Origin of the sequence: Paenibacillus kobensis NBRC 15729 (assembly GCF_004000825.1) — a bacterium.
Classification (GTDB): Bacteria; Bacillota; Bacilli; order Paenibacillales; family Paenibacillaceae; genus Paenibacillus_T; species Paenibacillus_T kobensis.
Map to the genome: position 1 here is coordinate 1 of NZ_BILZ01000033.1, position 23,549 is coordinate 23,549.

Here is a 23,549-nt window from a genome sequence, read left to right on the forward strand (position 1 = left end):
TTTCGTTGTACAAAGTGCAACGAAAGCATGATCGGCCAACCGATGGGGACTTAAACAAGTTCAGGAATGCCGACTGAGGCTTTCCACAGACAGGGCCATCCCGTAGGGATGGCCTGCAACTATGCCTGCAACTATGCCTGCAACTATGCCTGCAACTATGCCTGCGACTATGCCTGCGACTATGCCTGCGACTATACCTGTGTCTAAGCCTGTGTCTATGTCTGCGGCTTGCCTTTGTTTATACCCGTGCCTATGGCAAATGTCTACGCCAATGACTACGCCGGTACCGTTCGTTAATTGCCTTTCGGAACGAGCACCTGCACCGACTGGGAAGCTGTGTTGCCGGCCAAATCGGTTGCGGTGTAGGTAATGGTATAGATCCGTCCGCTGCCGCCGCCGGAACGTTCCGCACGGAGGCTGAATGTCGTATCCAACGTGCCGAACTCGGCATCTTGGATGTCCTCGGTCGTATTGCCGTCGCCTGGTCCGTTGTCCGGCTCATTCGACGTTATCGACGCGAGCACGATGGAGGCAATATCGGAGCCGCCGTCTGTGTCGACGGTAACATGAACCGTCACCATTACGTGATTGTTCGATGCAATGACAGGACGGTCGACCGTCAGATTGAACGAAGGAGCAGTCGTATCGATATTGCTGACAACGGCTGTAGCGCTGCCCGTGTTGCCCGCAGCATCGGCGAATTCGAACGTAAAGCTGCCGTTCGCCGTGAACGTATAACTGAGCGAACCGCCGTTGTTTATCACCGTTACGGGCTCGCTTGGCGTAATCGTCGCCGTGACGGCACCGTTCGTCGGAGCCAGCGTGCTGTAGGCAACCGTTGCCGTAGGAGTGGTCGTATCAATATTGCTGACAACGGCCGTAGCGCTGCCCGTGTTGCCCGCAGCATCCGCGAATTCGAACGTAAAGCTGCCGTTAGCCGTGAACGTATAACTGAGCGAACCGCCGTTGTTCGTCACCGTTACGGGCTCGCTTGGCGTAATCGTCGCCGTAACGGCGCCGTTCGTCGGAGCCAGCGTGCTGTAGGCAACCGTTGCCGCAGGTGCTGTCGTATCGGCTGGAACAGCGTGCACGACATGGCTGGCCGACAGCGGCTTAAGCTGGTAGACGCCTTTGAAGATAGCCGAAATGCCGCTCACGTTCACAACGCTGCCCACCGGATATTCCGCTTGGAAGCCGGCCATGTTGATCCCGGTACGCGCATCCATGCGTACATGCGTAGAACCCGCGGCATTAACAGCATCGAACTCGAAGGAGCCCGCAGGCGACGCCGTGATGTAGTTCGTGATCGTAACATTTTCAAGCGTGACCAGCTGTCCTTGATTGCTCTCGCTAAGCGAAGGCTGAACAATAGGTGCAGGCACACTTGCCGTTCCGGTCACCTTGAGAATGACAGGGTCCGTCAACTCAAGCTCCGTGTTATACGTTGTTTTGTTAGCGCTGATCGAAATTTTGTCGCCTGTATGATAGCCTGCGGCTGTTTGATAGACATAGATCGCCGCTGTGTCATCCTGCAAGTAGAAGCCTTGGCCGCCGAACAAGCCGGGCTCCGACGTAATGACGCCTTCCACTGTCACGAGCGTACTGTCGGCCGCTTGCCGCGCTGCAGCTATAGAGATTTGAGCTGATACAGGAGGGTGGTCCTCAGGCAGCGGCTCCGCCGGCACATTGCCGATCGTAACGGGCTCTGTAATCTGGTTGCTGCCGTTCAGCCGTAGACGGAGATTCGCCGCACTGGAAGCCGAAGGATTAATCTGTACGTTCAAATCCCGGTAAGCGTGGCCGGTCGCATCGGCAGTCAGGGAGAATGCCGAGCTGTAGCCATAGCCGGAAGGCCAAGTGCCGTCGGCATTTTGCACCTTCGCGACTTGCGAGCCGCCCGTCAGGTAAATACCGGCCGATAAATTTGAGATCGTCTGCCCCGGCAGCAGGTTGTCCGCTGTTACCCGAACTTGGAACGTGCTCGCGTTCGGCAGCGTGCTCTGGTGAACGAATGCGAACTGCGGATTGGAAACAGGCTGAGAAGTTGCGCCGTATGAGCCCGGCTTGAACGTCGTCGGATCGTACCACTTGTAACCCGCCTCAGGAGCGGCCCATGGCTCCGGTTGCGGTTCCGTCGATAATGCCGGGGTCTCGCTGGCGAGCAGCTGCGTCTTAGGATCAAGCTGCAGGCCGGCTACTTGATTCAGGCTCGTGTAGCTTTCCTTGAGAGCGAGCCATTCGACTGTCTGCACGAGGAACGTTGCATCGTTCGCCTCCCCCTTGAAGCCGTCGTACGTCGTCTTCTTCGAGCCGTTCTCTTCGCGCAAATATTTCGGCGTCGCATCCTCGACCGGCGAGGAATCGCCGATGAAAGCCGCTTTGCCTGCTCCGACCTTGGAGACCGCTGCGAACGGGCCTTCCGCACGACCGCCGCCGTTATAGACGCCTTGGTCGACCGCGTTCGCCCATGCCGGCACGTTGGACGGCGGATAGACGAGACCTTTGGCTTTCGTCGGATCGATAATGGCGAGCGTTGAGCCGGCATGCATTGCGACCGACGCAACGTTAGCCGTAATGCCGAACGCTTGGTTAGGAGCAACGACATCGGTCATGTTATCGACATCGCCGAGGGCATTGTAACGGAATCGGACGCCGAAGTTATCCGCCAACCAGTCCGAACTTTGCACGCCTTGCATAGCCGGGGAGGCCGCTTCCTCAGCGGACATGCCCTTGGCAGGGTTGTCCCATGCTCCGCGGCGGTAGCCGTTCATGGACTCCGAGGAGTCCCAGCGGTTTTTGTTGCGGTCCGAATTGTAGTGATCGGATATGAAGAAGATGCTTCCGCCGCCGTTCACGTACTGCAGCATCGCGGCTTGCTCGGACGCCTTGAACGGACTATCGGCTTCTCCAATAATGAACACGTCGTAGTCTTTCAGCTTATCGTAAGTGATCGCCTGCTCGCCGAACGTGAACGGAACGGCGCGGTCGAGCGATTCGACAGTGAAGCCGTCAGCCTTCAGGCCGTCGGCGAAGTCAGAGAATGCGCCATCGATGACCCAGTCGGCTGCACCGGCAGTTTGAGCGTGCGTTTGGTCGAACAATACTTTTTTGCCCGTCCCATTCGGCAGCTCAGGAACCGTAGGGTCAACCGGATCGACCGGATCTGTAGGATCTGTAGGATCAGTTGGATCGGTGGTGCCGCCCGTAACCCAAGCCACCGATGTCGGCGACTTCAAGCCCGTGTAGTTGTTATAGGCGTCAAGCGTACCTGTTACTTTCACTTTACGTCCGATCAGGCTTGGATTCGTCTGCAGCCCGAACTCTGCACGGTAAGACGCCGTCAATTGGACGTCCAGCAGCTTGGCATTGCTCGTCTCGCCAGCCGAGTCTGCGATCAAGACATTAAAATCATTCGCGAACGGCGCTTGGAATTTAGCCGTCAACGAACCGGTCGCATGGCCAACGATATACCCTTCCACCGTTGCTGTTCCGCTGTTGGCTGCGATAGCTTCCGCAACGGTTAATGAACCATCCGCATTCGCTGCCGATGCAGACGGAACGCTCCCGAATGCATTCGAAATCATGAGCATCGCGGCAGCCGTAATCCACCACCACCGCAATCGTGCTGCAATTCGTTTCCTCATCTCCTCATTCTCCTCCATTAATGCATAGAATTAGGCATACAGGACGAGCATAACCGGACTATATTAGCTGACCATCAAGCAGAAGTTAAGATTTGGCATAGGAATTGAGCGTTTTCATGATTCGTTGCAAGCTTTACAAGGGAGCGAATTATTGATATAAATATAATTGTCATAACAACTAATTGCTCGAAGAGGTGTTTCAAGTTGAAACCGGAAGATTCCATCGGCTATTTGATCGTTAATACCGGCCGAAAAATGTCGCACAATCTCACGCAGCTGTTTCAATCGCATCATTTGACATCCGAGCAGTGGTCGCTGCTGTTGACGCTGCATAATGAGGATAAGATCAGCCAGAAAGAGCTGGCTGACCGGACGGAGAAGGACCCGGCCAATGTCACACGAATAGTGGACCAGTTGGAGCGCAAGGGGTTAGTCAGCCGGCAGCCGAATCCGGAAGACAGGCGTTCCTACTTCATGCATATCACGCCTGCTGGAAGAGCGGCAGCCGTCGATTTGATTCCGGTCGAGAATCAGTTCGTAGCGGATATGCTGTCGGGCATCCCGGACACGGAGATCGAAGCGTTCCGGGCTTTCATGGGCAAGTTAAACCGCAATATTGAACGGCGCCGCCAACTAGACAAATAAATGGACCGGCGCGGCACCAACGGGAGGGAAACCAACATCATGAGAACTACTGAGAGCAACGACAGGTTGTGGAATGCCCATTTTATTACGATTAGTTTAAGCAGCTTTTTCGTCTTCTTAACGTTCTACACCTCGGCGACGACGCTTCCGGTGTATGTGAAGGAGACGCTGCACGGATCCGAGCAGCAGATCGGGCTTTCGATGACGCTGTTCATCGTCGCGGCCGTCCTCATTCGTCCGTTCGCAGGCAAGTGGATGGAGCGGTTCGGCGACTCGCGCATCGTCTTCTTGTCGCTGCTGCTGTTCTTTCTGGCAGCTGTCTATTATTTGAATATTTACAGCTTTACGATGCTTCTGCTGCTTCGCTTCGTGAACGGCGGCAGCTTCGCCGTCGCGACGACGTCGACGAACGGGGTAGCGTTGAAGATCATTCCCGAGAGCCGCAAAGGCGAGGGCATCGGTTATTTCAGTATGTTTATGAGTCTCGCCATGGTTGTCGGGCCATTCATCGGGCTGACGATCAATTCTCACTTCGGATACCGGGTGATGTTCGTGATGTGCGGCGGTTTCGCGCTGCTCGCTCTCGTGCTCGGCATGATGACGCGTACCCGTGGTGCCAAAGCGTCTGTTTCGGCTCTGGACTCGGCCCCCGAATCCGAATCCGTTCCGGCAAACGGACAAGAAAGAACACCGTTCCGTTGGCGTGACCTGTTCGAAGTGTCCGCGATTCCGATCGGACTGGCCGGATTCGTCGCGGCATTCGCTTATAGCGGGCTTACGTCATTCATCTCCGTCTATGCCTCCAGCATGTCGATGGAATCGATGGCGAGTTATTTTTTCGTCTGCTTCGGCATTATGATTGTCCTTCCACGGCCGTTAATCGGACGTATATTGGACCGGTATAACGAGAAATTTATTATTTATCCGAGTATTGCGGCGTTCGCCGCCGGGTTATATCTGCTGAGCCAGGCGCAGTCGCAGGCGCTGTTCCTGTCGGCCGGGGCGGTGTGCGGGCTTGGCTACGGCGCGCTGCTTCCAAGCTTCCAGACGATTGCGGTCAAGAAGTCGGCTCGTCACCGCCAGCCGTTGGCGATGGCGACGTTCTTCGTCCTGTTCGACCTCGGCTATGGCATCGGCTCGTATGTGCTCGGCGTCATCGCATCGGGAGCCGGTTACGGCGAGATGTATCTCATATCGGCAATCGTTACCGCGTTCACCGCTGTTCTGTACTATGCGCTTTATCGTAAAAAGGCGGCGCCGGCCGCAGCCTGACCTGCGAACGCCGGATGCCGGCAAAGTGACATTTTCGTCACCTGTGAGCATTTTACATCGATGGTTATGAACCCGCAGCCTCACTATAGTAAAGATATAGAAGGCGAGAGGGGTAATCGGATGGAAACCATGATGGAAAGCAGCATTATACAGACCAGAAATTTATCGAAGAGCTACGGTACGACGCCCGTGCTGCGCAATATCGACCTGACGGTTCAAGCGGGTGAATTGACGGCGATTATGGGGCCTTCGGGCTCGGGCAAGTCGACATTAATGAACGTGCTGTCCACGATCGACCGGCTGTCCGGCGGCGAGGCTTGGCTGGAAGGCAAGTCGCTGCTCGATATGAAGAAGGCGGCTATGCGGCAATTCCGGCAGGAGCGGATGGGCTTCATTTTTCAAGATTATAATCTGCTCGATACGCTCACGGTGAAGGAGAACATTCTTCTGCCGCTGTCGCTTCGCAAGTTCAAGACGGAAGAGATGGAGAGCCGCCTCGGACCGATCGTGCAATCGCTGAACATCGAAGCGATTCTGGCGAAGTATCCGAGTGAAATTTCAGGTGGCCAGAAGCAGCGGGTGGCGTCGGCGCGCGCGATCATTACGAAGCCGGCCATCGTGTTCGCCGACGAGCCGACCGGCGCGCTCGACTCGCGGTCCGCGACGCAGCTGCTGGAGCAGCTCGTCGGACTGAACGAGACGTTCGGGACAACGATTCTGATGGTTACCCACGACAGCTACGCCGCCAGCTATTGCAAAAGGGTCATCTTCCTGCGCGACGGCGGCATCGTAAGCGAGCTCTACGCTGGCGAGCAGAGCCAGCAAACGTTCTACGACCGGATTCTCGATACGCAGAGTCTAATAGGGGGCAAACGCCAATGAGTTTGCTCCAGCTTACGGTCCGTAACGTGAAGCGCAACTTTCGTCTGTATTGGATTTACCTGTTCTCTATGATCGCAGGCGTCATCATTCAGTACACCTTCTCTTCGCTGATGTATAACGAAGACGTCATGAACGCGCTGCAGAATCGGGACACGTTCCGGACGGGAGGCAATATCGCTTCGGTCGTCGTGTATTTGTTTATTGTTTGCTTCATTTTGTACGCCAATTCATTCTTCATGCGCCAGCGCATCAAGGAATTCGGCATGTACCTGCTGTATGGATTAAGCGAAAGGCAAGTTGTGCGGATGGTGTTCTACGAGACGCTGGCGCTCGGAGCGGTTGCGCTTCTGGCAGGTGTGCTGCTCGGCGGGCTGCTGTCCAAGCTGTTCGGCATGCTGCTGATGAATTTGATGCAGTACGATCAGACGATTTCCTTGTCGTTCCCGGCTCCGGCCATTGCAGGCACGGCTGCTTTATTCCTTCTGCTGGCGGTCATTATTAGCGTGCAGAGCTATGTGATGGTGAACCGGCTGCAACTGACCGAATTGTTCCGCGCCAAGGCCAAGGCGGAGAAGCCGGTTCCGGTGTCTGCATGGCGGGCGATTGCGGCTGTTCTTTTGATCGGTATTGCCTTCGCACTCATCTATACCAGCAAGCAATCGGTGATTTGGACGGATTATTCAGCGGCTGGTTTGATTGCGGTAACCGTTGGCATTATAGCGGGCACGTACTTGTTCTTCCGGCAATTCGCAGGCTGGGTGCTGCGCGCCATGAGCCGTGGGCGGAAGTACCATGAGGGACATACGGTGCTGTGGACGTCCGCGCTGCGCTTCCAGATTCGGGGCAACACGCTGAACCTGACGTTCATCACGTTGTTCGGCGCTGTCATTATGATGCTGATGTGCTTCATGACAATCAATTATAAGGTGCAATTCGAAGCAGTAGGACGCAACCTGCCGAACGATATCGCATTCGAATCGTTGGACAAGGCAGCGAACGAACGAATCGACGGCATCATCAGCAGCTCCGGGCACCCGGCTAGGTTCCACTTGACGCATGAAACGCTGGTCGCCCATCCTTCGTCGGATAGAGGCCTCGCCTTCGATAGTCCGGAACTGTATTCGACGGATATGCTCCTTGTGCCGGAACATGAATATAACGAGATCGTCGATATTCGCGGTGACGACCGGCACGTATCGCTGCAGGGGAACGAGGCGGTCGCCTTGTCGCAAGGAACCGATTTCCCTGAAGCCTATCGTTCAGAGGAGCGGCGGGAATTTACGGTGAGCCTGCTGCCTGCGGACTCCGGCCAAGAAACGTCATTCACGTTCGTGCTTGCGGAGAAGAAAGATTACGCATACTTAGGCTGGGCATCGGACCCGGTTAACTCGATGGATAAGAAGCCGGCGGTGCTGGTCGTCTCCAACGAAGCCTATGAGAGGCTGCGGCCGGATGCCAGCAAGCGGATGTTCGAAATGTATGGCATCGAGAACGCGAAGACCGCCGAGGAGCTGTCCGTCCAAGTGCATGGAATCGTTAAGCAGACGTCCAGTGGCGCTTACTATTCTTCGTTCGCGGACGTCTATTCCAAGCAGATCGAAGGCTCGTCGCTTATGCTGTTCTCCAGCGGCTTCCTTGCGCTGTTGGCGACGTTCGCGCTGGCCAGCGTCATCTACTTCAAGCAACTGCGGGAAGCGACGGACGGACGGCAGCAGTATGCGGTTCTGCGCAAGCTTGGCATCGATGAACGGCAGATCAAGAGCGTCATCCGCAAGCAACTGCTGTTCGTCTTCCTGCCGCCGCTCGCGCTCGGCATTCTGTACAGCTGGTCGATCATTAAGGCGTATATACTGGACTCCGTCAGCGATTTCCCCGAATTACCGGGCATCACGTGGGGAATCATCGGCGTCTACTTCCTCGTGTATGTGATGTTTTATATGTCATCGGTCAATCTGTACTACCGGATCGTAAGCCAGCGGAATTAACACAATAGCGCGGACGCAGCAAAGGGCTCTCACGCCAAGCAGTGGTCGGTAACGACTGCTTTGGGAGAGCCCTTTCTGGATATCAAAATAGAATGAATTCCCTTCCTAGCGGAAGTTTCTCCGCCGCGTTTCCTTCGCCCTCGTTGCATTCCGTACAATGAAAACAATCCGTAACTCTCGTGTGGAGCGACTCATTGTATTCTATACAACGCCCGAAGCGGATCGACCGGCGGAAGGTGTCGCTTCCGCTTGCATTCGTGTTTGCTCATTGTATGGAATGCAATGAACCCTACATTTTCGCGCTAACCAGCCTAATCTCATTGTATGAAGTGCAATGAAGGTAAGGGGCTGCATGGCTGGCTCCAGCAGAGGGGCTGATCCGAGCATAATTGCACAAAGAAGGCTGTCCCCGTCATGACATGACTTGCGGGACAGCCTTTCTCGTATTTAGTCGGTTTGTTAATCCGCGAAATCATGGCGCCGTACCGTCTGAAGATGGGGGTCCGCATTTCTCGGGAAATGAATCGTAAACTCCGTGTAGTTCCCGACAGCCGATTCGCAGGTCAAGTAGTGCCCCAGCTTCTTGGACAACTCTTGGGCCAAATACAGCCCCATGCCGGTCGACGTCGCATGCGAGCGGCCATTCGCGCCTGTGAAGCCGCGATTGAATATGCGCGGCAAGTCTTTGGCCTCGATACCGATGCCATTGTCCCGGATGATGAGCCGTTTCTCCTCCTGCGTCGCGAGCGCCGATATCGTGATCTCGCCGCTCGCGCCCGAATATTTCAAGCTGTTCGAAACGAGCTGGCTGACGATGAACGACAGCCATTTCTTATCGCTCTGCACGGTGACCGCAGGCGGAATGTCGAGCTGGACTCGAACCTTGCGGGAGATAAACGACTTGGCATGCGCCTTGACCGCTTCCTTCGCGACTTGCTCCAGCTCGCAGTTCACGATCTCATAATCCTGATTAAAATTGTCCAGCTTAGCATAATACAAGGCTTGGTCCACATAGTGCTCGATTCAGGATACTTCCTCTTCCAGGCTGCGCGGTTCGATCTCGGTCTGCTGCATGAGCCGGATGACGGAGATCGGCGTCTTGATCTCATGGAACCACGAAAGGATGAAGTCGTAATATTCCTTCTGCTTCGCCTGCACCTCATTCAAGCCCCGGATATGCTCGATGCGCATCGTCTCGAGCGCCTCGCGGTAAGCTTCGGCCTCCAGCGACAGAGGCTCCGTTTCGTCCAAACGGCTGAGACGGGAGGCTTGAATGCTCTTCAGGTACCGGTGAGCGAGGAAGGCGGCTAGCACGAGAGCGGCGAGACTGGCCGCATAGAAGAAAGTCTGCCAGCTCCACGAGGCTTGGGCATCGGTTGCGAACACGGCGGCCGTCAGCAAGAAGACGGCGGCGCACAGCAGCAGGTAAGGGCGCTCGTACTTCAGAAACCGCCAGAAGCTCATTCGACGATATACCCCATTCCTTTGCGCGTGGAGATGAATTCATCCAGCCCGAGCAGAGCGATTTTGCGCCTTAGCCGGTTCACGTTAACGGTCAGCGTATTGTCATCGACGAATTGCTCGTCGTTCCATAGCACTTGCATGAGCGCGTCCCGGGAGACGATCTTCCCGATATTGCGCATCATCGTCTGCAGAATAATAAATTCGTTCCGCGACAGCTCCGTCGATTGCTCCTTGTATTCCACAGACGAACTGGACAGACGGCAGACCAGCCCGCGGTGCGCGAGCTGCAGGCTCTCGTCCTGATAGGTGTAATTGCGGCGCAGCATGGCATTGACCTTGGCGACGAGAATGTCGAGGTCGAACGGCTTCTGCACGAAGTCGTCTCCGCCCATGTTGATGGCCATGATGATATCCATATTATGATTGCGCGAGGAGAGGAAGATGATCGGCACTTTCGAGACGACGCGGATTTGCTGGCACCAGTAGAATCCGTCGAACACCGGCAGGTTAATGTCGAGCAGCACCAGCTGCGGCTCGAACGTTCGGAAATCGTCCATGACATGCTCGAATGCGGACGTCTCCTTCACCTCGAACTGCCATTTGCGAAGCGCATTCGCTACGATTGTACTTATTTTCTCATCGTCTTCTACGATCAAGATTCGAAACAAGCGGGATTCCTCCGATTCCGATTCTGATTCTGAGTCTGTCGGCTGCTGCTTCAGCATGCTGCAAACAGCCATATTATAGCATAGAACGGCAGTCGGAGCGCTCGCTCAGAGTCAGAGTTAGAGTCGAAGTCAGAGTCAGAGATGTCAGGGTGTCATGGAAGCAGAGGAATGCTCATGCCATTTTGAAGATGATAAGCTTACAGATTTTTTAACCGTTCGAGAATGTCTTGCGGCTCTTGGCGCTGCATGAAGTCGGGATTGACGTAAGCGGAACGAGTGACGCCCGACTGGTCGATGATGAAGGTCGAGGGGATTGGCAGTATCCAGCGGTCTGTGGCATTGTAGTCGGTCAGGTCAATTTTGAACTTATTCAGCATGATGTCCTGAACATACGGCGGAACTTCGAACAAGACCTCGAACGAAGAAGCAGCCGTTCCGTCCGTATCGCTTAGGACGTGGAAAGTCAGCTGTTCTTTCTCTTGCTGAGTGAGGGTGTGGTCGGGCTTCTGCGGGCATAGGGCGATAAGCTGTCCGCCGAGAGCCTGGATTTCAGGCAGAATGCGCTCATAAGCCCGCAGTTGGATATTGCAGTATGGACACCAGGCTCCGCGATAGAACACCAACACGACCGGGCCGCTCGACAGCTGATCGAACAGGCGGACTTCGGCGCCGGTTGCGCTCGTTAAGGTAAAGTCCGGGGCTTGTTGTCCCTCCTGTAAGCCATACACCTCGCCCGACTGCTGCTGCTCGCGGATTAACCGGAATAATGCGGATTGAACCTCTTCGGGTTGTCTAATCATAAACAGCTGCTTCGTCTCGTCTAATTGCGGTTTCAAATTCAACTCCATACGTTCTCTCTCCTCCTTAATGCTTCGTGGAAAATGACCTGGTATAGTAAAAAGATACCGATCGGTATTTTTTACTATACCAGATGGAAAGCTTTGTGAAAAGCACATTTTCATTTGGTATAATGGGAGAGATGAGAACGATTCGGAGCATTAGCAGGCAGAGGGGGAAACGGCGTTGACGAAGGGCGAGAATACGCGCAGGCACATTATTGCCAAGTCTGCCGAACTGTTTAACCAGAAAGGGTACGCAGGTTCGTCCTTGTCCGACATTACGGAGACGACGGGCATTAAGAAGGGCGGCATCTACCGTTACTTCGCGAGCAAGGACGAAATAGCCATTGAGGCGTATCAATATGCAGGCCATATCGTGAACGAAACGATTCAAGCGGCGCTCGACCGGGAGGAGACGGCGATGGACCGGCTGCTCGCGTTTCTTCGCGTCTACGCGAATGTCGTGGAGGACCCTCCGTTCATAGGCGGGTGCCCGCTGCTGAACTTGGCGACCGAGAGCGACGACAGCCATCCCGTGCTGCGGGCCAGAGCCTATCAGGGGATGGACGCCACGCTTAAGCGGATGAAGCGGATTATTGCGGACGGGATCCAGTCAGGCGAATTCAAAGCGGGGCTTGATGCCGATGCGCTTGCGACTTTTACGCTGTCCGTTATGGAAGGCGGCATTATGCTCAGCAAGCTGGAGGGCAATAACCGGCATGTCCGGATGAACATCGAAAGTTTGTCGGCTTATTTGCAGGGGATGTGCGCGGGCAACAGCCGGTAAAAGGGGTTCGTTACGGTCAAACTTTGGCTGATTTCGGTAAAATAAGAGCTGCTGAGTTCGTTAGAAGTTTTATCCGAACGGGAATGCATCATGCATTTTTCTTACATTCCGCTAATATTGTTTTAATTTGTCGATAATAATGCGCCTTTATCATGGGATCAAACGATAAAGGGGAGAAAAAACGATAATGAATATGACAGAGTACCGGATTAGCGACAGCGAGACGATGTGCAACAAGCTGACTTATCAGATTAGAACAGGCAGCATACAAGGGATGGAGTTGGACCGGTTGCAACTCCAGTGCAAGAAAGAACTGCAGGAACTGCGCACCGAGCTGGACCAACTGCTGGCAGAGCTTCGCGAGGCGGCGGAGCGGATGAACGGATATAAGAATAAGAACGAGAGAAGCATTGCTGCCTAAGCGAGGTAGCGGTGCTTTTTTATTTCAATATTGAAAGAAGGAAATATTAAATAAGGAAATGAACTTATTACAATAACGATGTACTTATTCCCGAGAGGTGTGATGTGGTATGAGAAATATGACAACGGCTAAAAGAAAGGTTATGAAATAACCGCAGAGGATGAATTCCTCTGCAACGTTAACTTGGGAGGAATTATCGTATGGCAATTATATTGAAGCCCGTTTCTATTGAAAATTGGTATGAATGTACTCATCTCAAAGTTAAGCCAGAACAGCTTAGTGTCTTTCCTGCCCCTGTCGTTTATTGGATTGCAGAATCTAAGTATATGGATGACTTTGAATTGCGCGCTGTTTATTCGGAAGAGGTTCTAGTGGGGTTTATCGTCTTTTGTACGAAACCAGACCAGGACGATAACTATTGGATTCCTGCCGTAATGATTGATGACAAGCATCAAGGTAAAGGTTATGGCAGGGCGGCCTTGAAAGTGTTGATTCAGTCTATTATTGACTCCAAATGTACAAGAATAATGATCGGACATCGGCCCGACAATCACAGTGCGGGGAAGTTGTATGAATCTTTAGGGTTTACAAAAATTAGTGAAGACCTAATAGATGGCGAAATCGTACGTCTGCTGAAAATAGGTTAGCAATCTACACGGACTGTCGGCACCCGCCGGCAGTCTTATTACGATTAAAACTTCAGTTTATAGCAACGCTAATTTAGAAATAGGTTATTTTATATAATTTCTGTTAGATTCCAAGAAGCTGTGGCATCTAGAATATCGAATCATTTTAGGACGATAGTCAATTCCATTCGGGGGGAATAGAGATGAGCAGCTTGCGGGAAGGTCTTGTAGCCGAATATTTGTTTAACGGAAACGCAGAGGATACGAGCGGGTCGGGCCATCACGGCACGGTGTCGGGGGCTGTCCTTACGGCTAACCGGCTCGGAGAACCGGACCGTGCCTATGCCTTCTTAGGCGAGGGCGGTCATATCGTGCTTGCGCCTCACTCGAACCTGAACGCGGACGCTTTCTCGCTGTCGGTGTGGGTGAAGTACGATGAGTCTGCGGCACTCAAAGGCTGGAACAGCGCGATCGTCTCGCAGGACGATCATGGGCGTGAGCAGGACCAATCCAGACGCGTGTTCCAATTGAGCACGAAGGGCCCGTTCGTGACATGGCATCGGATGAGGAGAACACAGGATGCGATATCCAAGCAGCCGATTCAGCCCGGTGTATGGTTTCATCTGGTCGCCGTTTATGGAGAGGGGCAGCATAAGCTTTATTTGAACGGCGAATTGCAGGACACGAAGGCGGGCGAATTCGGGTTAAATGCGGACGAGCCCATCTATATCGGCAAGAAAAATTCCGATGAGCAGCGGTTCTGGTTCCACGGCGCACTGGACGATATTCGGCTGTATAACCGGGCGCTCTCGGACGGCGAGGCTGCGGAGCTGTATACGGAGCACGGCTATACGGGCGATCCGCTGTGGTCGCCTGCGCCGCCGCCTCAAGCAGCCCCGCGCAAACCGGCATCCAAGAATAAATGGCTGAACAAGCCGATTCGCGTCCGCAAGACGCTGGATCACCGGCCGCTCGAATGGAACGACTGCTATAACGCGTTCGCTTTGTCCTTATACGGCATTATGCAGTATTCGAACCGTCCGGTCGAATGGCCGCAGGTCCTCGTCTATACGGGACTCGGGTTCGCCATTAATACGGATACGACCGTAGCTCCGATGAATATGCTTCGCGACGGCAGCCTGCTCCGGTCCGCGCTCGGCGTACTGGGCTTCGAAATGGACATACTGGCAGCTAACCTGTACGGCGGGGATTGGGAAGAGGACACCGTCGACCGTGCTTTGTATATGATGCGGGACAGCATTCAGCGCGGCCTGCCCGTGATGGGATGGAATTTGAACAATTATGAGCATGGATTGATCTACGGCTACGATGACAAGAAGCGCGTTCTGAACATCCAAGATATTAATACGAAGGGCGGCGGGGAGCTGTCTTATGACGAGTTCGGGCGGCGACCGTTGAATGGGCGTCCGATCGAGCCGGAGATGTTCATTCTGGCGCTTCGGGAGCGGGATGAGGCCGAGTATCCGCAGCCGCACCTCAGCGTCACCCGGTACGGAGAGCTGCAGGACCGAAGCTACAAGGAAACGTTACGGCAAGCGCTCTCGCTTGCAATCTCGCATATCGATGGCTCGGAAGAGGCGGGGGATGGACGCCGGAATGGCATCGCCGCGATCGAGGCTTGGAAGACCGCCTTCGAGACGGGCTCCGCTTCCTCATTCTTCACGAGCTACAATCTGCTATGGGTCACATCGACACGGCAATATTTGATACCGTTCTTCTCGCAGTCCGCCATTACGCATTGCATGGCGATACAGGATCATACTTTGCAGCGGCTCATGCTCGATGCCGCCGAGGCTTACTTGTCGAGCTATCGGTCATGGCTCCGTCTGCGCAAGTTGTTCCCGTTCCCGCACGGGGCGGATACGACCGATCCGCAGCTTCGTTCGGAGGCGATTCGGCTATTGAACGATGCACGCGAGGCCGAGGAGGCAGGGCTTGCCGTGCTGCGCAGCATAATCGAGCATTTGTCGGCCGGAGTTGCGCAATTCGTTTAAACGATCCGGGGCAGCTCTTGTTGCGCGAAGCGGCAAAACGGCTGGTTGTGCTATACTGTATATACAATAAACATTTATTGGAATACGGGCTGTTAATGGAGGGTGTAGCAGCGTGAACCGCAGCGATGATCAGGAGGGAAAAGCGATCCATAAGCTGCCGCCAGGTGTTGCGCTTAGCTGGGGGATCGTCAAGCAGTCGCGAAGAGGGCCGAAGGGCGAGCTTAGCATTCAGAAAATCGTCGGCGCAGCGATCGAAATCGCCGACCGGGACGGGCTGGCGGCCGTATCGATGAGCAAAGTCGCCCAGTCGCTCGGATTTACGTCGATGTCGCTGTATCGTTACATTACGGGCAAGGAAGACTTGCTGGTGTTGATGCAGAATGCAGTATGCGAAATCACGATTCCGCCGCTCGATCCGGACAAAGATTGGCGCCAGGAAATGCGGGAATACGTATGGGCCTGTGTCGATTTATTCCGGGCGCATCCGTGGTTCGGCGATATCCCGATTACGGGCATTCCGCTCACGCCGGGCAATCTTCAGGCGATCGATTGGGTGCTTCGCATTATGCGGAACTTCCCGTTGAACGACTTTGAGAAAATGTCGCTCTTGCTGTTGCTCAGCAGCTATTCGCGCGCCTGCGGCTTAATTATGCGCGATATGGACCGGAGCTTAGCGGAGGGGGGCAGTCCGGAGCAATTCGGCGGTGCCGGCTACGGCGATGCGCTGCGGGAGCTTGTGAAGCCGGACCGATTCCCGTTCCTTCACCCGCTTATTATGTCCGGGTCTTACACGGATGAGGCCGACAATCCGATCGGCAACGATCTCGAATTCGGGCTCGAACGGATATTGGACGGGATCGAACATTACTTGCAGCAGAGGACGAACGGCTAAGCATACAACGACCAAAAGGGGCTCTGCCGAAGTCATCATCATAATGACTTCGGCAGAGCCCCATTTTCTTGGTATGTCCGTTCCTACCGCCGCCCGCCCCTCCGCCGGAAGGAGAAAGCGCTCCAGGCGAGTGCGAGCACTAGGATGGCGGCGCTCCAACCGATCGCCTGCCAGCCATAATCCCCGATCGGCGTGCCGGTCAACAGTCCCCGGATCGTTTCGATGACCGGCGTAATCGGCTGATGGTTTGCGAACCCTTGGAGCCAAGACGGCATCGAGCTCGTAGGGACGAACGCGCTTGACAGGTAGGGCAGGAACAACAGCATAAATCCGTATCCGCTGGCGGCGGACGGACTGCCAGTAACGAGTCCGATTGCAGCGAACAGCCAAGTGAAGGCAAGGATGAACAAGACAATGAGGCCAAGCGCGCCTAGCCATTCGGCCAACGAAGCATTAGGCCGGAAGCCGACGAGCCATGCAACGCCGATGACAATGGCCGTCGCGAGCAGATTGCGCACGAGGCTGGCGGCGACGTGTCCGGTCACGATACTTAGACTGCGGATCGGCATCGTCCGGAACCGGTCGATAATGCCGTTCGTCATGTCGGTGGCGACGTCGACGGCCGTACTGGAAGAACCGAATCCGGCGCACAGCAGAATGATGCCTGGAACGACATAATTCACATAATCGCCGCCCGGATCGATCGCTCCGCCGAATACATAAGTGAACAGCAGCATCAACATGACCGGCAGCATGATGGCCATCATTAACGACTCGACATTACGTAGACTATGGCGGATGCTGCGGCCAATGAATACGGCGTTCGTCACGGCGAGTGAAGCGGGTTTAGGTACAGGCTGAGCTTGGTTCATGCTAGTGAAGCCTCCTTCGATTGCTGCGGCGCGGTCAGCGCGACGAACACATCATCCATGCTCGGCTTGCGCAGCGTTATAGTCGAGTCTGCCGGATATAAAGCGGCGATTTCGTTCAACGTATGCCGGACATGCTGAACGCTTCCGTCTGTCGGGATCGTGCGAATGACTTCATCGCTGCTGCTGCGCAGCTCAATAACTTCGCTGCCGACCCGCGCTTTGAGCGCTGCAGCCGTACCTGAGGCGACGATGTGCCCGCCGTTCAAGACGGCAATCTCGTCGGCGAGAAGCTCAGCTTCTTCCAAATACTGCGTGGTGAGCAGAATCGTCATTCCTTGCTGCTTGAGCTGCAGAATCATGTCCCAGAGCGTGCGGCGGCTGACCGTGTCGAGTCCCGTTGTCGGTTCGTCAAGAAACAGGACCGGGCGCCTGACGACGAGGCTGACAGCTAGATCGAGTCGGCGGCGCATGCCGCCGGAGTAAGCCTTCACCCGTTTGTGCGCCGCGCCTTCGAGGTCGAACCGCTTCAGCAGTTCGGCGGTTTGGGCCCGGGCTTGCGCAGCGGATAAGCCGGACAGCCGGCACATCATGATCAAGTTCTCATAGCCGGTGAGCACCTCGTCGACTGCGGCGAACTGGCCGGTCAGACTGATTAAGCGGCGCACCTCATCCCGGGCGGTGACGACATCATGCCCCTCGATTCGTGCGTTCCCCTCATCAGGCGGGAACAAGGTCGATAGAATATGAATGAGTGTCGTTTTGCCGGCTCCGTTCGGTCCGAGCAGCGCCAAGACCGATCCTTTGGCCACGTTAAGATGAATGCCGTCCAGCACCGTTTGTTCGCCGAACTTTTTGCGGATGCCCGCTATTTCGATGGAGTGGATTGTCACGGGAGTTCCTCCGTTTCAGTAATTGTTGATTACATAAACAGTATATGACGTACACATTTAAATAGACTCCATCTGGAGACGGATTCGAGGTCCGCTTGGAAGAGGATCTTCTGGCCTGGAAAGTATGTCGTCGTTCCATTGTGGAAGGCTGCGCGGCGGCGTATACTATGGGCCATAGCCATCGTTCGACTTCGAGCGAGGTCGAACTAAATCATGCTCGAGAGGGTGTTCTGCCATGTATTCGATTCAAGAAGTTGCGCAAATATGCGATCTGTCGCCTCATACGATCCGTTATTACGATAAAGAAGGACTTCTCCCATTCGTTGCCAGAACCAAGTCCGGCAACCGGACGTTCTCGGATACCGATCTGGAGCTCGTGAAGCTGATCTGCTGCTTGAAGAATACCGGCATGCCGATCAAAGAGATCAAAAAGTATATGGATATGGTCGTTGAAGGCAGCGGTACCGCCGAGGAGCGCAAGCAAATGATGATAGCCCACCGGCGGGAAGTCGCCCGGCAGATGGACGAAATGAGGAAAAACTTGAACATCATCGATCTAAAGATCAAATTTTATGAGACGGGCCGGCATTAACGGCGGCGGCGCGCAAGCTTTTTGTCCTGTCCATTCGTTCATTCCATATAGGATCCACAAATCGAATGGATACGGGGAGAGGGACAGGATGGAGTATTTCGACGTACTTGATGCGGATGGGATGAAGACGGGGGCAGTCGTAGAGCGGGGCGAGGCGCATGCGAAGGGGATTCTGCACAAAGTCGTTCATGTATGGCTGATCAACGCGGCGGGCGAGCTGCTGCTGCAGAAGAGAAGCAAAGTGAAAGATCTTCATCCGGATCAATGGTACGTATCGCTCGGCGGACACATCGAGAGCGGCGAGACGAATGAGCAGACGATCGTCCGAGAGTTTATGGAAGAGCTCGGGTTGGACGTATCGGGATGTCTGCACGATGTTCGTTATTTGTATACGTTCCGGGAGCTAATCGAAGCGAATGAAGGCACCTTCATCGACGACGCCTTCTACGATGTTCATATGCTGCGGATGAATGTGAATATCGAAGAGCTGATTTTGCAGGAGGATGAAGTGCAGGAAGTGAAGTGGTGTACATACGAGGCGTTCAAACAGGCTGTACAGAACCGCGATGAGCAATATTGGATTCATGAAGAAGGGTTCGCGGTTCTGTTTCGCCATATGGACGGGCTGTTACTTGTCCGTTAATGCCGTGAGCTCGAATATGAGCTCGTTCGCCATCCTTTTGTTCAACCGGTACGTCTCGTATTTGCCGGCTTGCGCGGATAAAGTCTTGATCGTCTGAATCTGGGTGCCGGTGGGCGGCTGAAGCTCGACTAGTCTCTCATAGTTCTGATAAGCGACCTTCGCCGCCGTCTCCGGCTTGAGCAGATCGATGATGTCATACAATCCTTTCGCCGCCGTATCCGTCGTCAGGCCGTAGCCCGAATCGGTGGACAGCATGAACCGGTCCGGATATTTCTCGATGAGCGGCACGAAATCTTCCAGCTTATTGGTACTGTCGTTGCTGTAGGCCGTGAAGCCTGCGAAGAAGTCGATGTACAGATTCGGATGCTTCTCCAGCAGCGCTTCGATATTCGAGGGAGGATTATAGGCATTGGCATGTCCGAAAATAATAACGGTGTCCGGATGCTCATCCAGCGCTTCCTCCAAATGGACGATCGGCTCGCCGTTCGGCGGATCGATATGAAGCAGCACCGGCACCTTGTATTTGGCGGCAAGATCGTAGATGGCCGGCCAGTTGCCGTCGTTCGGATGCTTCGACTTCCATTTCACCTTGGATACGATCGGCGAGTAGGTCGAAGCGGCGGCCACTTCTCCGATGTTTAAATAGCCTTTCTCTAAGTTTTTCTCGACCACGGCAATGCCTTCGTCTTCATAGAGCGGGAAGCCGGCGAAGGAAGGGTAGACATGGGACGGCTCCTTTTGATATTGCTCCCATGCCATTCGATCGGTCGTCTGAGCGCTAGGCTCGGAAATATCGCCGAACAGAACGATGCGGTCGATGCCGTAAGCACCCCATTCGGACAACGCGTTCGGGTTAGCCGCGGCATGATTATGGATGTCGATGACGGTAAGATCGCGATACGCCTCATAGAGCTCCTGGCCGGGCTTCTTGTTCGCCCTCATCGCTTCGACTTGCGTGGCTGCATCCTGATCCGGCGCATAGTCGGTCATCGGCTCGACGATGACTTCTCGTCCAGCGGTTTCGGTAATTGCGGCTACTGTTTCGGTCTTGGAGCCGGTACTGGAGGATGCGCTGCAGCCTGCCAGCACTAAGGAAGCAGCCGACAGTGCACTTACGGTAATGCGTAGAAATTGGTGGGGCATCATCATTTCTCCTCTTCTGGTGTCAGTATGTTCGTGCGGCGGTGCTCTTGCCTTGGAACAAGTGCGGTTTGATCCGGACCGATCGTCCGGTACCTCCATGAATGAGCTCTAGCAGCAGCTCGGCTGCTTTCGTCCCGATAGCCGGGTTGTCGATGACGATGGATGCCAGCGGCGGATTATAGTACTTACCGACATATAAGCCGTCATAGCCAATGACCGAGAGCTGGCCGGGCACATGGATGCCGGCTTCGGCGAGACTCGAGATGGCGCCCATCGCCATCAGATCGTTCGCGAAGAAGACGGCCGTCGTTTCCGGATGAAGACGGAGCAGGCGATGAACAGCTTCTTGGCCGCCGCTGCCTGTGTAATCGCTCCACACGACGGGCCGGTCATCCGGCGGCAGACCGGCCTCATCGGCCGCTTGCAGGAAGCCTTCTAGCCGTTGCCGGCTAATCTCGTAGGCTTCCGTTCCGTTCACCAGCGCAATTCTCCGGTGTCCATGCTCGATCAACCATCGGGTCGCCATATACGCACCTAATACCTCGTCAGTGTTCAGATTAGAGCAGGTACGGGTAACAATCGATTGTTCGAGTACGACAGTGGGGCTGTCCATTCCCTCAATTTCTTCGTAGATCGGGTGATGGGACGGGAATGGGTTCATGATGATGCATCCATTCAGGTTGCGCGAGGCAATGGTCTCAGACAGCTCGCCCTTGACGTAGTTGACGTCGTTCACCGTACAAATAATCGACCGGTAATGATGGAGCGCCAATGCTTTGTTGATGTGTTGAAGCAGTTCGAAGAATGCGGGCCTAGCTTCATAAACGTTGTCGGTAATAAGAATGCCGACCAGTTTGCTCTTCTGACTTACGAGCTCTTTGGCCGCTAGGTTCGGCACGTAGCCAAGCTCTTTGGCTGCATCCAACACGAGCGTCCTCGTCTTCGGCTTCACGCCATAATCGTCATTGAGCGCCCGGGATACGGTGCTGACTGACATTCCACAATGCTTGGCTATATCTTTGATGGATATTTTCATGATGCGGGCACCTCCGTTTCGGGAACGTTCCCAATTTATAAAGAGAATATAAAATAAAAATGGAAAATAATCAATATATTTTTGGGAACGTTCCCGAAATAGGAGGGGCGCCTGCACAAAATGCAGGGAAACGCCCCCGTTCGAGCGCATCAAGCCTGCATAAAGTGCAGGCTTAATGCGCGAACGTGGCTTTGTAGACTGATGCTACTGCATTAAGTGCAGGGAAATGCCCCTATTCGAGCGCATGAGAGAGGATAGCGGCGGCAAAGCCTGCATAAAGTGCAGCCTTGATACGCGAGAATGGCGTTGCGGGCTGAGGTTACTGCACAAAGTGCAGGGAAGGGAGACGCCCCCGTTCGACTGCTCGAACGGGGATAGCGACTGGCCAAGCTGCATTGATCCAACGAGGGAATCTGCCTGTTAAACGGCAAGCTCCAACGGCAGAAAAGCATATTCGCCATGCCTAACGATGGCACACTTGCGGACGCTTATCGGGTGTTTGAAAAGCGGACCGTCGACTACGGTCGTATGGAACTCGCCGCCTTCGCCGCATGGATCGATGCCGCGCTCGATCAGCTCGCGCACATAATCATGTGTAATCGTCCGCCCGAGATCGTCCTCCCGCATTCCTAACGATAGATTGACCGTAACGACCACCGTGATGAATCCAAGGTCGATGAACTGTTCGATCACCTTGCGATGGTCCATTTCCCAGAGCGGCATGCCGAGCTGCAGCCCGACGCCAGCGGTCACCTTGTCATGCCAGCAGCCATGTGCGGGCATGTCCAGATCTCCTGTTACAAGCACCTCTGCTCCTTGGCTGCGCGCTTCGATGAGCAGACCGGTGAAGGCGGCCTCGTAATCGTCCCAGCTTGCCGCTGCCGTATAGACGGGAAGCCCAATCGAATCCGCTTGCGCGCGAATGATCTCCGGGGGCAAGCCGTGCGACCGGGACCGCTTTCCTTCCTCCTCGAGCATGACGATGAGTCCTAACGCTTCTCCCGTCTGCATTGCGGTATAGAGCGCCAAGGTGCTGTCCTTGCCGCCGCTGTAAGAGGCGACGAACTTACGCCCCTGTGCGCCTGTTTTCCAATCCGCCATGATTACTATCACTCCTATTGCTTGGACTGTAATAAGGATAATCCATTAGCATGGCAATGTCGCTAGCGATTTCCCCGTTCATCGTTGATTCGATGAAGTACAGTCCAAGATCGACCGAGGCAGTAATGCCGCCGCCCGTGAAGATGCCGCCGTCTTGTACGGCGCGGCTCCGTACGACCTCCCGGCAGTAAGGCTTCAGCAGTTCGAGAGCGAGCGGATTGGTTGTCACCGTGCGGTCCCTCAAGAATCCCGCGGCCCCGTAAATTAGAGCGCCTGTGCAAACGGATACTTTGTACGGTACCGCCATTGCGCTTTGTATCCATTGCATGAATGGCTTGTCGTGAATCCAACGTCTCGTGCCGATGCCGCCGGGAATGAACACGAGATCGTATGCAGCCAGGTCGGGAAGTACGCAGTCGGCCTTTATGGTCATCCCTCGGTCATCGGTTATTTCCGGCTTATCCGCACAATAGTGCCACGTTAAGTCGTCCCGGTATCCTCGTTTGTTAAGCCAAGTGACCGCGTTATGGAATCCGGCCAAATCAAGCGTCGTCATATCGTCGAATAGAATAAACGCCATGTGCATCGGTATATATTCCTCCTTCTAATCGGCAGAATGAATTTCGAAGATGCTGTCAATGATAACCGGCAATTGATTGCGCAGCGAATTCGCTCCGAATACTGACCGCGCATGAAGGCCTTTCTCCCCGAATACTTCGGCCATCAGATCGGAGAAACCGTTCAATACGAGATGATGTTCGGCGAAGCTGGGACTCGAGTTGATGAAGCCTTGCGCTTTGACAACCCGTTTCACGTTATCGAGGCTTCCGGCTGCGGCCTTGACGACGGCAAGCACTTCGATGCCTGCCGCCCTCGCGAACTGATAGCCTTCCTCGGTCGTATAGTCCGCGCCAAGCTTGCCGCGTGAGTCCCCTGCAGGACCTTTGCCCGAAATGAATAATAAGCTGCCTGCGAGCACGAAGTTCGCATAGTTCGCAGCCGGAGCGCTCTCCGCCGGAAGTATGATGCCCAGCTGGGCCAGTCTGTCTTCAATCGTTGACATGTTGATACCCCCTGAATCGTTTATGGAGTAATAAACCCTAATGACTCTATCCATAGGCTATAGGGGAAC

General features: G+C 54.6%; 23 protein-coding genes. 11 read left to right on the plus strand and 12 right to left on the minus strand.

Features of this window, described 5'->3' with window-relative positions; all coding sequences use genetic code 11:
- Positions 1-293: 293 nt before the first annotated feature.
- Positions 294-3,644 (minus strand): DUF6359 domain-containing protein, encoded by a 3,351-nt coding sequence (locus PKO01S_RS29390; RefSeq protein WP_407669667.1) that lies wholly within the window; start codon positions 3,642-3,644, stop codon positions 294-296.
- A gap of 204 nt (positions 3,645-3,848) precedes the next feature.
- Between PKO01S_RS29390 and PKO01S_RS18185 the strand changes: the two genes are divergently transcribed.
- The 4 genes from PKO01S_RS18185 to PKO01S_RS18200 all read left to right on the plus strand — a co-directional run bounded on the left by PKO01S_RS18185 (position 3,849) and on the right by PKO01S_RS18200 (position 8,428).
- The gene (locus PKO01S_RS18185; protein ID WP_127532865.1) at positions 3,849-4,289 is read left to right on the plus strand and encodes a MarR family winged helix-turn-helix transcriptional regulator; all 441 of its coding nucleotides are present in this window, start codon (positions 3,849-3,851) and stop codon (positions 4,287-4,289) included.
- Between the two features lie 39 nt (positions 4,290-4,328).
- Complete coding sequence (locus tag PKO01S_RS18190) at positions 4,329-5,561, plus strand: MFS transporter (RefSeq protein ID WP_127532866.1); 1,233 nt, start codon at positions 4,329-4,331, stop codon at positions 5,559-5,561.
- Between the two features lie 120 nt (positions 5,562-5,681).
- The gene (locus tag PKO01S_RS18195) at positions 5,682-6,443 is read left to right on the plus strand and encodes an ABC transporter ATP-binding protein (protein WP_407669668.1); all 762 of its coding nucleotides are present in this window, start codon (positions 5,682-5,684) and stop codon (positions 6,441-6,443) included.
- Positions 6,440-8,428 (plus strand): ABC transporter permease, encoded by a 1,989-nt coding sequence (locus PKO01S_RS18200; protein WP_127532867.1) that lies wholly within the window; start codon positions 6,440-6,442, stop codon positions 8,426-8,428. Before PKO01S_RS18195 ends, PKO01S_RS18200 begins: the two co-directional genes overlap by 4 nt.
- A gap of 459 nt (positions 8,429-8,887) precedes the next feature.
- On the opposite strand, the gene PKO01S_RS29395 is transcribed toward PKO01S_RS18200, so the two are convergent.
- The 4 genes from PKO01S_RS29395 to PKO01S_RS18215 all read right to left on the minus strand — a co-directional run bounded on the left by PKO01S_RS29395 (position 8,888) and on the right by PKO01S_RS18215 (position 11,408).
- Positions 8,888-9,427, minus strand: coding sequence for an ATP-binding protein (locus PKO01S_RS29395; protein ID WP_246070627.1), 540 nt, complete (start codon positions 9,425-9,427; stop codon positions 8,888-8,890).
- A 24-nt stretch (positions 9,428-9,451) separates the two neighbouring features.
- Positions 9,452-9,892: a hypothetical protein gene (locus tag PKO01S_RS29400; protein WP_246070628.1), complete on the minus strand. Its 441-nt coding sequence runs from the start codon at positions 9,890-9,892 to the stop codon at positions 9,452-9,454.
- Positions 9,889-10,560: a response regulator transcription factor gene (locus tag PKO01S_RS18210; protein ID WP_127532868.1), complete on the minus strand. Its 672-nt coding sequence runs from the start codon at positions 10,558-10,560 to the stop codon at positions 9,889-9,891. Before PKO01S_RS18210 ends, PKO01S_RS29400 begins: the two co-directional genes overlap by 4 nt.
- Before the next feature lie 197 nt (positions 10,561-10,757).
- Positions 10,758-11,408, minus strand: coding sequence for a peroxiredoxin-like family protein (locus tag PKO01S_RS18215; protein ID WP_127532869.1), 651 nt, complete (start codon positions 11,406-11,408; stop codon positions 10,758-10,760).
- Between the two features lie 175 nt (positions 11,409-11,583).
- Between PKO01S_RS18215 and PKO01S_RS18220 the strand changes: the two genes are divergently transcribed.
- The 5 genes from PKO01S_RS18220 to PKO01S_RS18240 all read left to right on the plus strand — a co-directional run bounded on the left by PKO01S_RS18220 (position 11,584) and on the right by PKO01S_RS18240 (position 16,140).
- Positions 11,584-12,186, plus strand: coding sequence for a TetR/AcrR family transcriptional regulator (locus PKO01S_RS18220; protein WP_127532870.1), 603 nt, complete (start codon positions 11,584-11,586; stop codon positions 12,184-12,186).
- Positions 12,187-12,373: 187 nt separating this feature from the next.
- Positions 12,374-12,607 (plus strand): hypothetical protein, encoded by a 234-nt coding sequence (locus PKO01S_RS18225; RefSeq protein ID WP_127532871.1) that lies wholly within the window; start codon positions 12,374-12,376, stop codon positions 12,605-12,607.
- A gap of 200 nt (positions 12,608-12,807) precedes the next feature.
- Positions 12,808-13,254 (plus strand): GNAT family N-acetyltransferase, encoded by a 447-nt coding sequence (locus PKO01S_RS18230; protein WP_127532872.1) that lies wholly within the window; start codon positions 12,808-12,810, stop codon positions 13,252-13,254.
- A 182-nt stretch (positions 13,255-13,436) separates the two neighbouring features.
- A complete protein-coding gene (locus PKO01S_RS18235) occupies positions 13,437-15,248 on the plus strand; it encodes a LamG domain-containing protein (protein WP_127532873.1) in 1,812 nt (603 codons plus the stop codon).
- 112 nt (positions 15,249-15,360) lie between these two features.
- The gene (locus PKO01S_RS18240) at positions 15,361-16,140 is read left to right on the plus strand and encodes a TetR/AcrR family transcriptional regulator (RefSeq protein WP_127532874.1); all 780 of its coding nucleotides are present in this window, start codon (positions 15,361-15,363) and stop codon (positions 16,138-16,140) included.
- A gap of 83 nt (positions 16,141-16,223) precedes the next feature.
- On the opposite strand, the gene PKO01S_RS18245 is transcribed toward PKO01S_RS18240, so the two are convergent.
- Together PKO01S_RS18245 and PKO01S_RS18250 are read right to left on the minus strand one after the other, a co-directional pair.
- Entirely contained in the window at positions 16,224-17,012 is a 789-nt protein-coding gene (locus PKO01S_RS18245) for an ABC transporter permease (protein WP_127532875.1), read from the minus strand.
- Complete coding sequence (locus PKO01S_RS18250) at positions 17,009-17,902, minus strand: ATP-binding cassette domain-containing protein (protein WP_127532876.1); 894 nt, start codon at positions 17,900-17,902, stop codon at positions 17,009-17,011. The genes PKO01S_RS18245 and PKO01S_RS18250 overlap by 4 nt, the downstream gene beginning before the upstream one ends.
- 235 nt (positions 17,903-18,137) lie before the next feature.
- On the opposite strand from PKO01S_RS18250, the gene PKO01S_RS18255 reads away from it, so the two are divergent.
- Complete coding sequence (locus PKO01S_RS18255) at positions 18,138-18,494, plus strand: MerR family transcriptional regulator (RefSeq protein ID WP_127532877.1); 357 nt, start codon at positions 18,138-18,140, stop codon at positions 18,492-18,494.
- Positions 18,495-18,582: 88 nt separating this feature from the next.
- Positions 18,583-19,137, plus strand: a complete 555-nt coding sequence (locus tag PKO01S_RS18260; protein WP_164779661.1) for an NUDIX hydrolase — start codon at positions 18,583-18,585, stop codon at positions 19,135-19,137.
- Here the strand turns inward: PKO01S_RS18260 and PKO01S_RS18265 are convergent.
- The 5 genes from PKO01S_RS18265 to PKO01S_RS18285 all read right to left on the minus strand — a co-directional run bounded on the left by PKO01S_RS18265 (position 19,123) and on the right by PKO01S_RS18285 (position 23,480).
- The gene (locus tag PKO01S_RS18265; RefSeq protein WP_127532879.1) at positions 19,123-20,280 is read right to left on the minus strand and encodes an amidohydrolase family protein; all 1,158 of its coding nucleotides are present in this window, start codon (positions 20,278-20,280) and stop codon (positions 19,123-19,125) included. The genes PKO01S_RS18260 and PKO01S_RS18265 overlap by 15 nt on opposite strands.
- A 22-nt stretch (positions 20,281-20,302) precedes the next feature.
- Positions 20,303-21,316 carry a LacI family DNA-binding transcriptional regulator gene (locus tag PKO01S_RS18270; RefSeq protein ID WP_164779662.1) on the minus strand — a complete coding sequence of 338 codons (1,014 nt, stop codon included), beginning with the start codon at positions 21,314-21,316 and terminating at the stop codon, positions 20,303-20,305.
- Between the two features lie 420 nt (positions 21,317-21,736).
- Entirely contained in the window at positions 21,737-22,417 is a 681-nt protein-coding gene (locus PKO01S_RS18275; protein WP_407669669.1) for a Dph6-related ATP pyrophosphatase, read from the minus strand.
- Positions 22,383-23,003 carry a DJ-1/PfpI family protein gene (locus tag PKO01S_RS18280; RefSeq protein ID WP_127532881.1) on the minus strand — a complete coding sequence of 207 codons (621 nt, stop codon included), beginning with the start codon at positions 23,001-23,003 and terminating at the stop codon, positions 22,383-22,385. The genes PKO01S_RS18275 and PKO01S_RS18280 overlap by 35 nt, the downstream gene beginning before the upstream one ends.
- Positions 23,004-23,021: 18 nt before the next feature.
- A complete protein-coding gene (locus PKO01S_RS18285) occupies positions 23,022-23,480 on the minus strand; it encodes a RidA family protein (protein ID WP_127532882.1) in 459 nt (152 codons plus the stop codon).
- Positions 23,481-23,549: the final 69 nt, after the last annotated feature.

Coding starts and splice junctions, on each gene's coding strand:
- PKO01S_RS29390 (WP_407669667.1), bottom strand. CDS start 3,644: ATGAGGAAACGAATTGCAGCACGATTGCGGTGGTGGTGGATTACGGCT.
- PKO01S_RS18190 (WP_127532866.1), top strand. CDS start 4,329: ATGAGAACTACTGAGAGCAACGACAGGTTGTGGAATGCCCATTTTATT.
- PKO01S_RS18195 (WP_407669668.1), top strand. CDS start 5,682: ATGGAAACCATGATGGAAAGCAGCATTATACAGACCAGAAATTTATCG.
- PKO01S_RS18200 (WP_127532867.1), top strand. CDS start 6,440: ATGAGTTTGCTCCAGCTTACGGTCCGTAACGTGAAGCGCAACTTTCGT.
- PKO01S_RS29400 (WP_246070628.1), bottom strand. CDS start 9,892: ATGAGCTTCTGGCGGTTTCTGAAGTACGAGCGCCCTTACCTGCTGCTG.
- PKO01S_RS18215 (WP_127532869.1), bottom strand. CDS start 11,408: ATGGAGTTGAATTTGAAACCGCAATTAGACGAGACGAAGCAGCTGTTT.
- PKO01S_RS18225 (WP_127532871.1), top strand. CDS start 12,374: ATGAATATGACAGAGTACCGGATTAGCGACAGCGAGACGATGTGCAAC.
- PKO01S_RS18230 (WP_127532872.1), top strand. CDS start 12,808: ATGGCAATTATATTGAAGCCCGTTTCTATTGAAAATTGGTATGAATGT.
- PKO01S_RS18235 (WP_127532873.1), top strand. CDS start 13,437: ATGAGCAGCTTGCGGGAAGGTCTTGTAGCCGAATATTTGTTTAACGGA.
- PKO01S_RS18245 (WP_127532875.1), bottom strand. CDS start 17,012: ATGAACCAAGCTCAGCCTGTACCTAAACCCGCTTCACTCGCCGTGACG.
- PKO01S_RS18255 (WP_127532877.1), top strand. CDS start 18,138: ATGTATTCGATTCAAGAAGTTGCGCAAATATGCGATCTGTCGCCTCAT.
- PKO01S_RS18260 (WP_164779661.1), top strand. CDS start 18,583: ATGGAGTATTTCGACGTACTTGATGCGGATGGGATGAAGACGGGGGCA.
- PKO01S_RS18265 (WP_127532879.1), bottom strand. CDS start 20,280: ATGCCCCACCAATTTCTACGCATTACCGTAAGTGCACTGTCGGCTGCT.
- PKO01S_RS18270 (WP_164779662.1), bottom strand. CDS start 21,316: ATGAAAATATCCATCAAAGATATAGCCAAGCATTGTGGAATGTCAGTC.
- PKO01S_RS18275 (WP_407669669.1), bottom strand. CDS start 22,417: ATGGCGGATTGGAAAACAGGCGCACAGGGGCGTAAGTTCGTCGCCTCT.
- PKO01S_RS18280 (WP_127532881.1), bottom strand. CDS start 23,003: ATGCACATGGCGTTTATTCTATTCGACGATATGACGACGCTTGATTTG.
- PKO01S_RS18285 (WP_127532882.1), bottom strand. CDS start 23,480: ATGTCAACGATTGAAGACAGACTGGCCCAGCTGGGCATCATACTTCCG.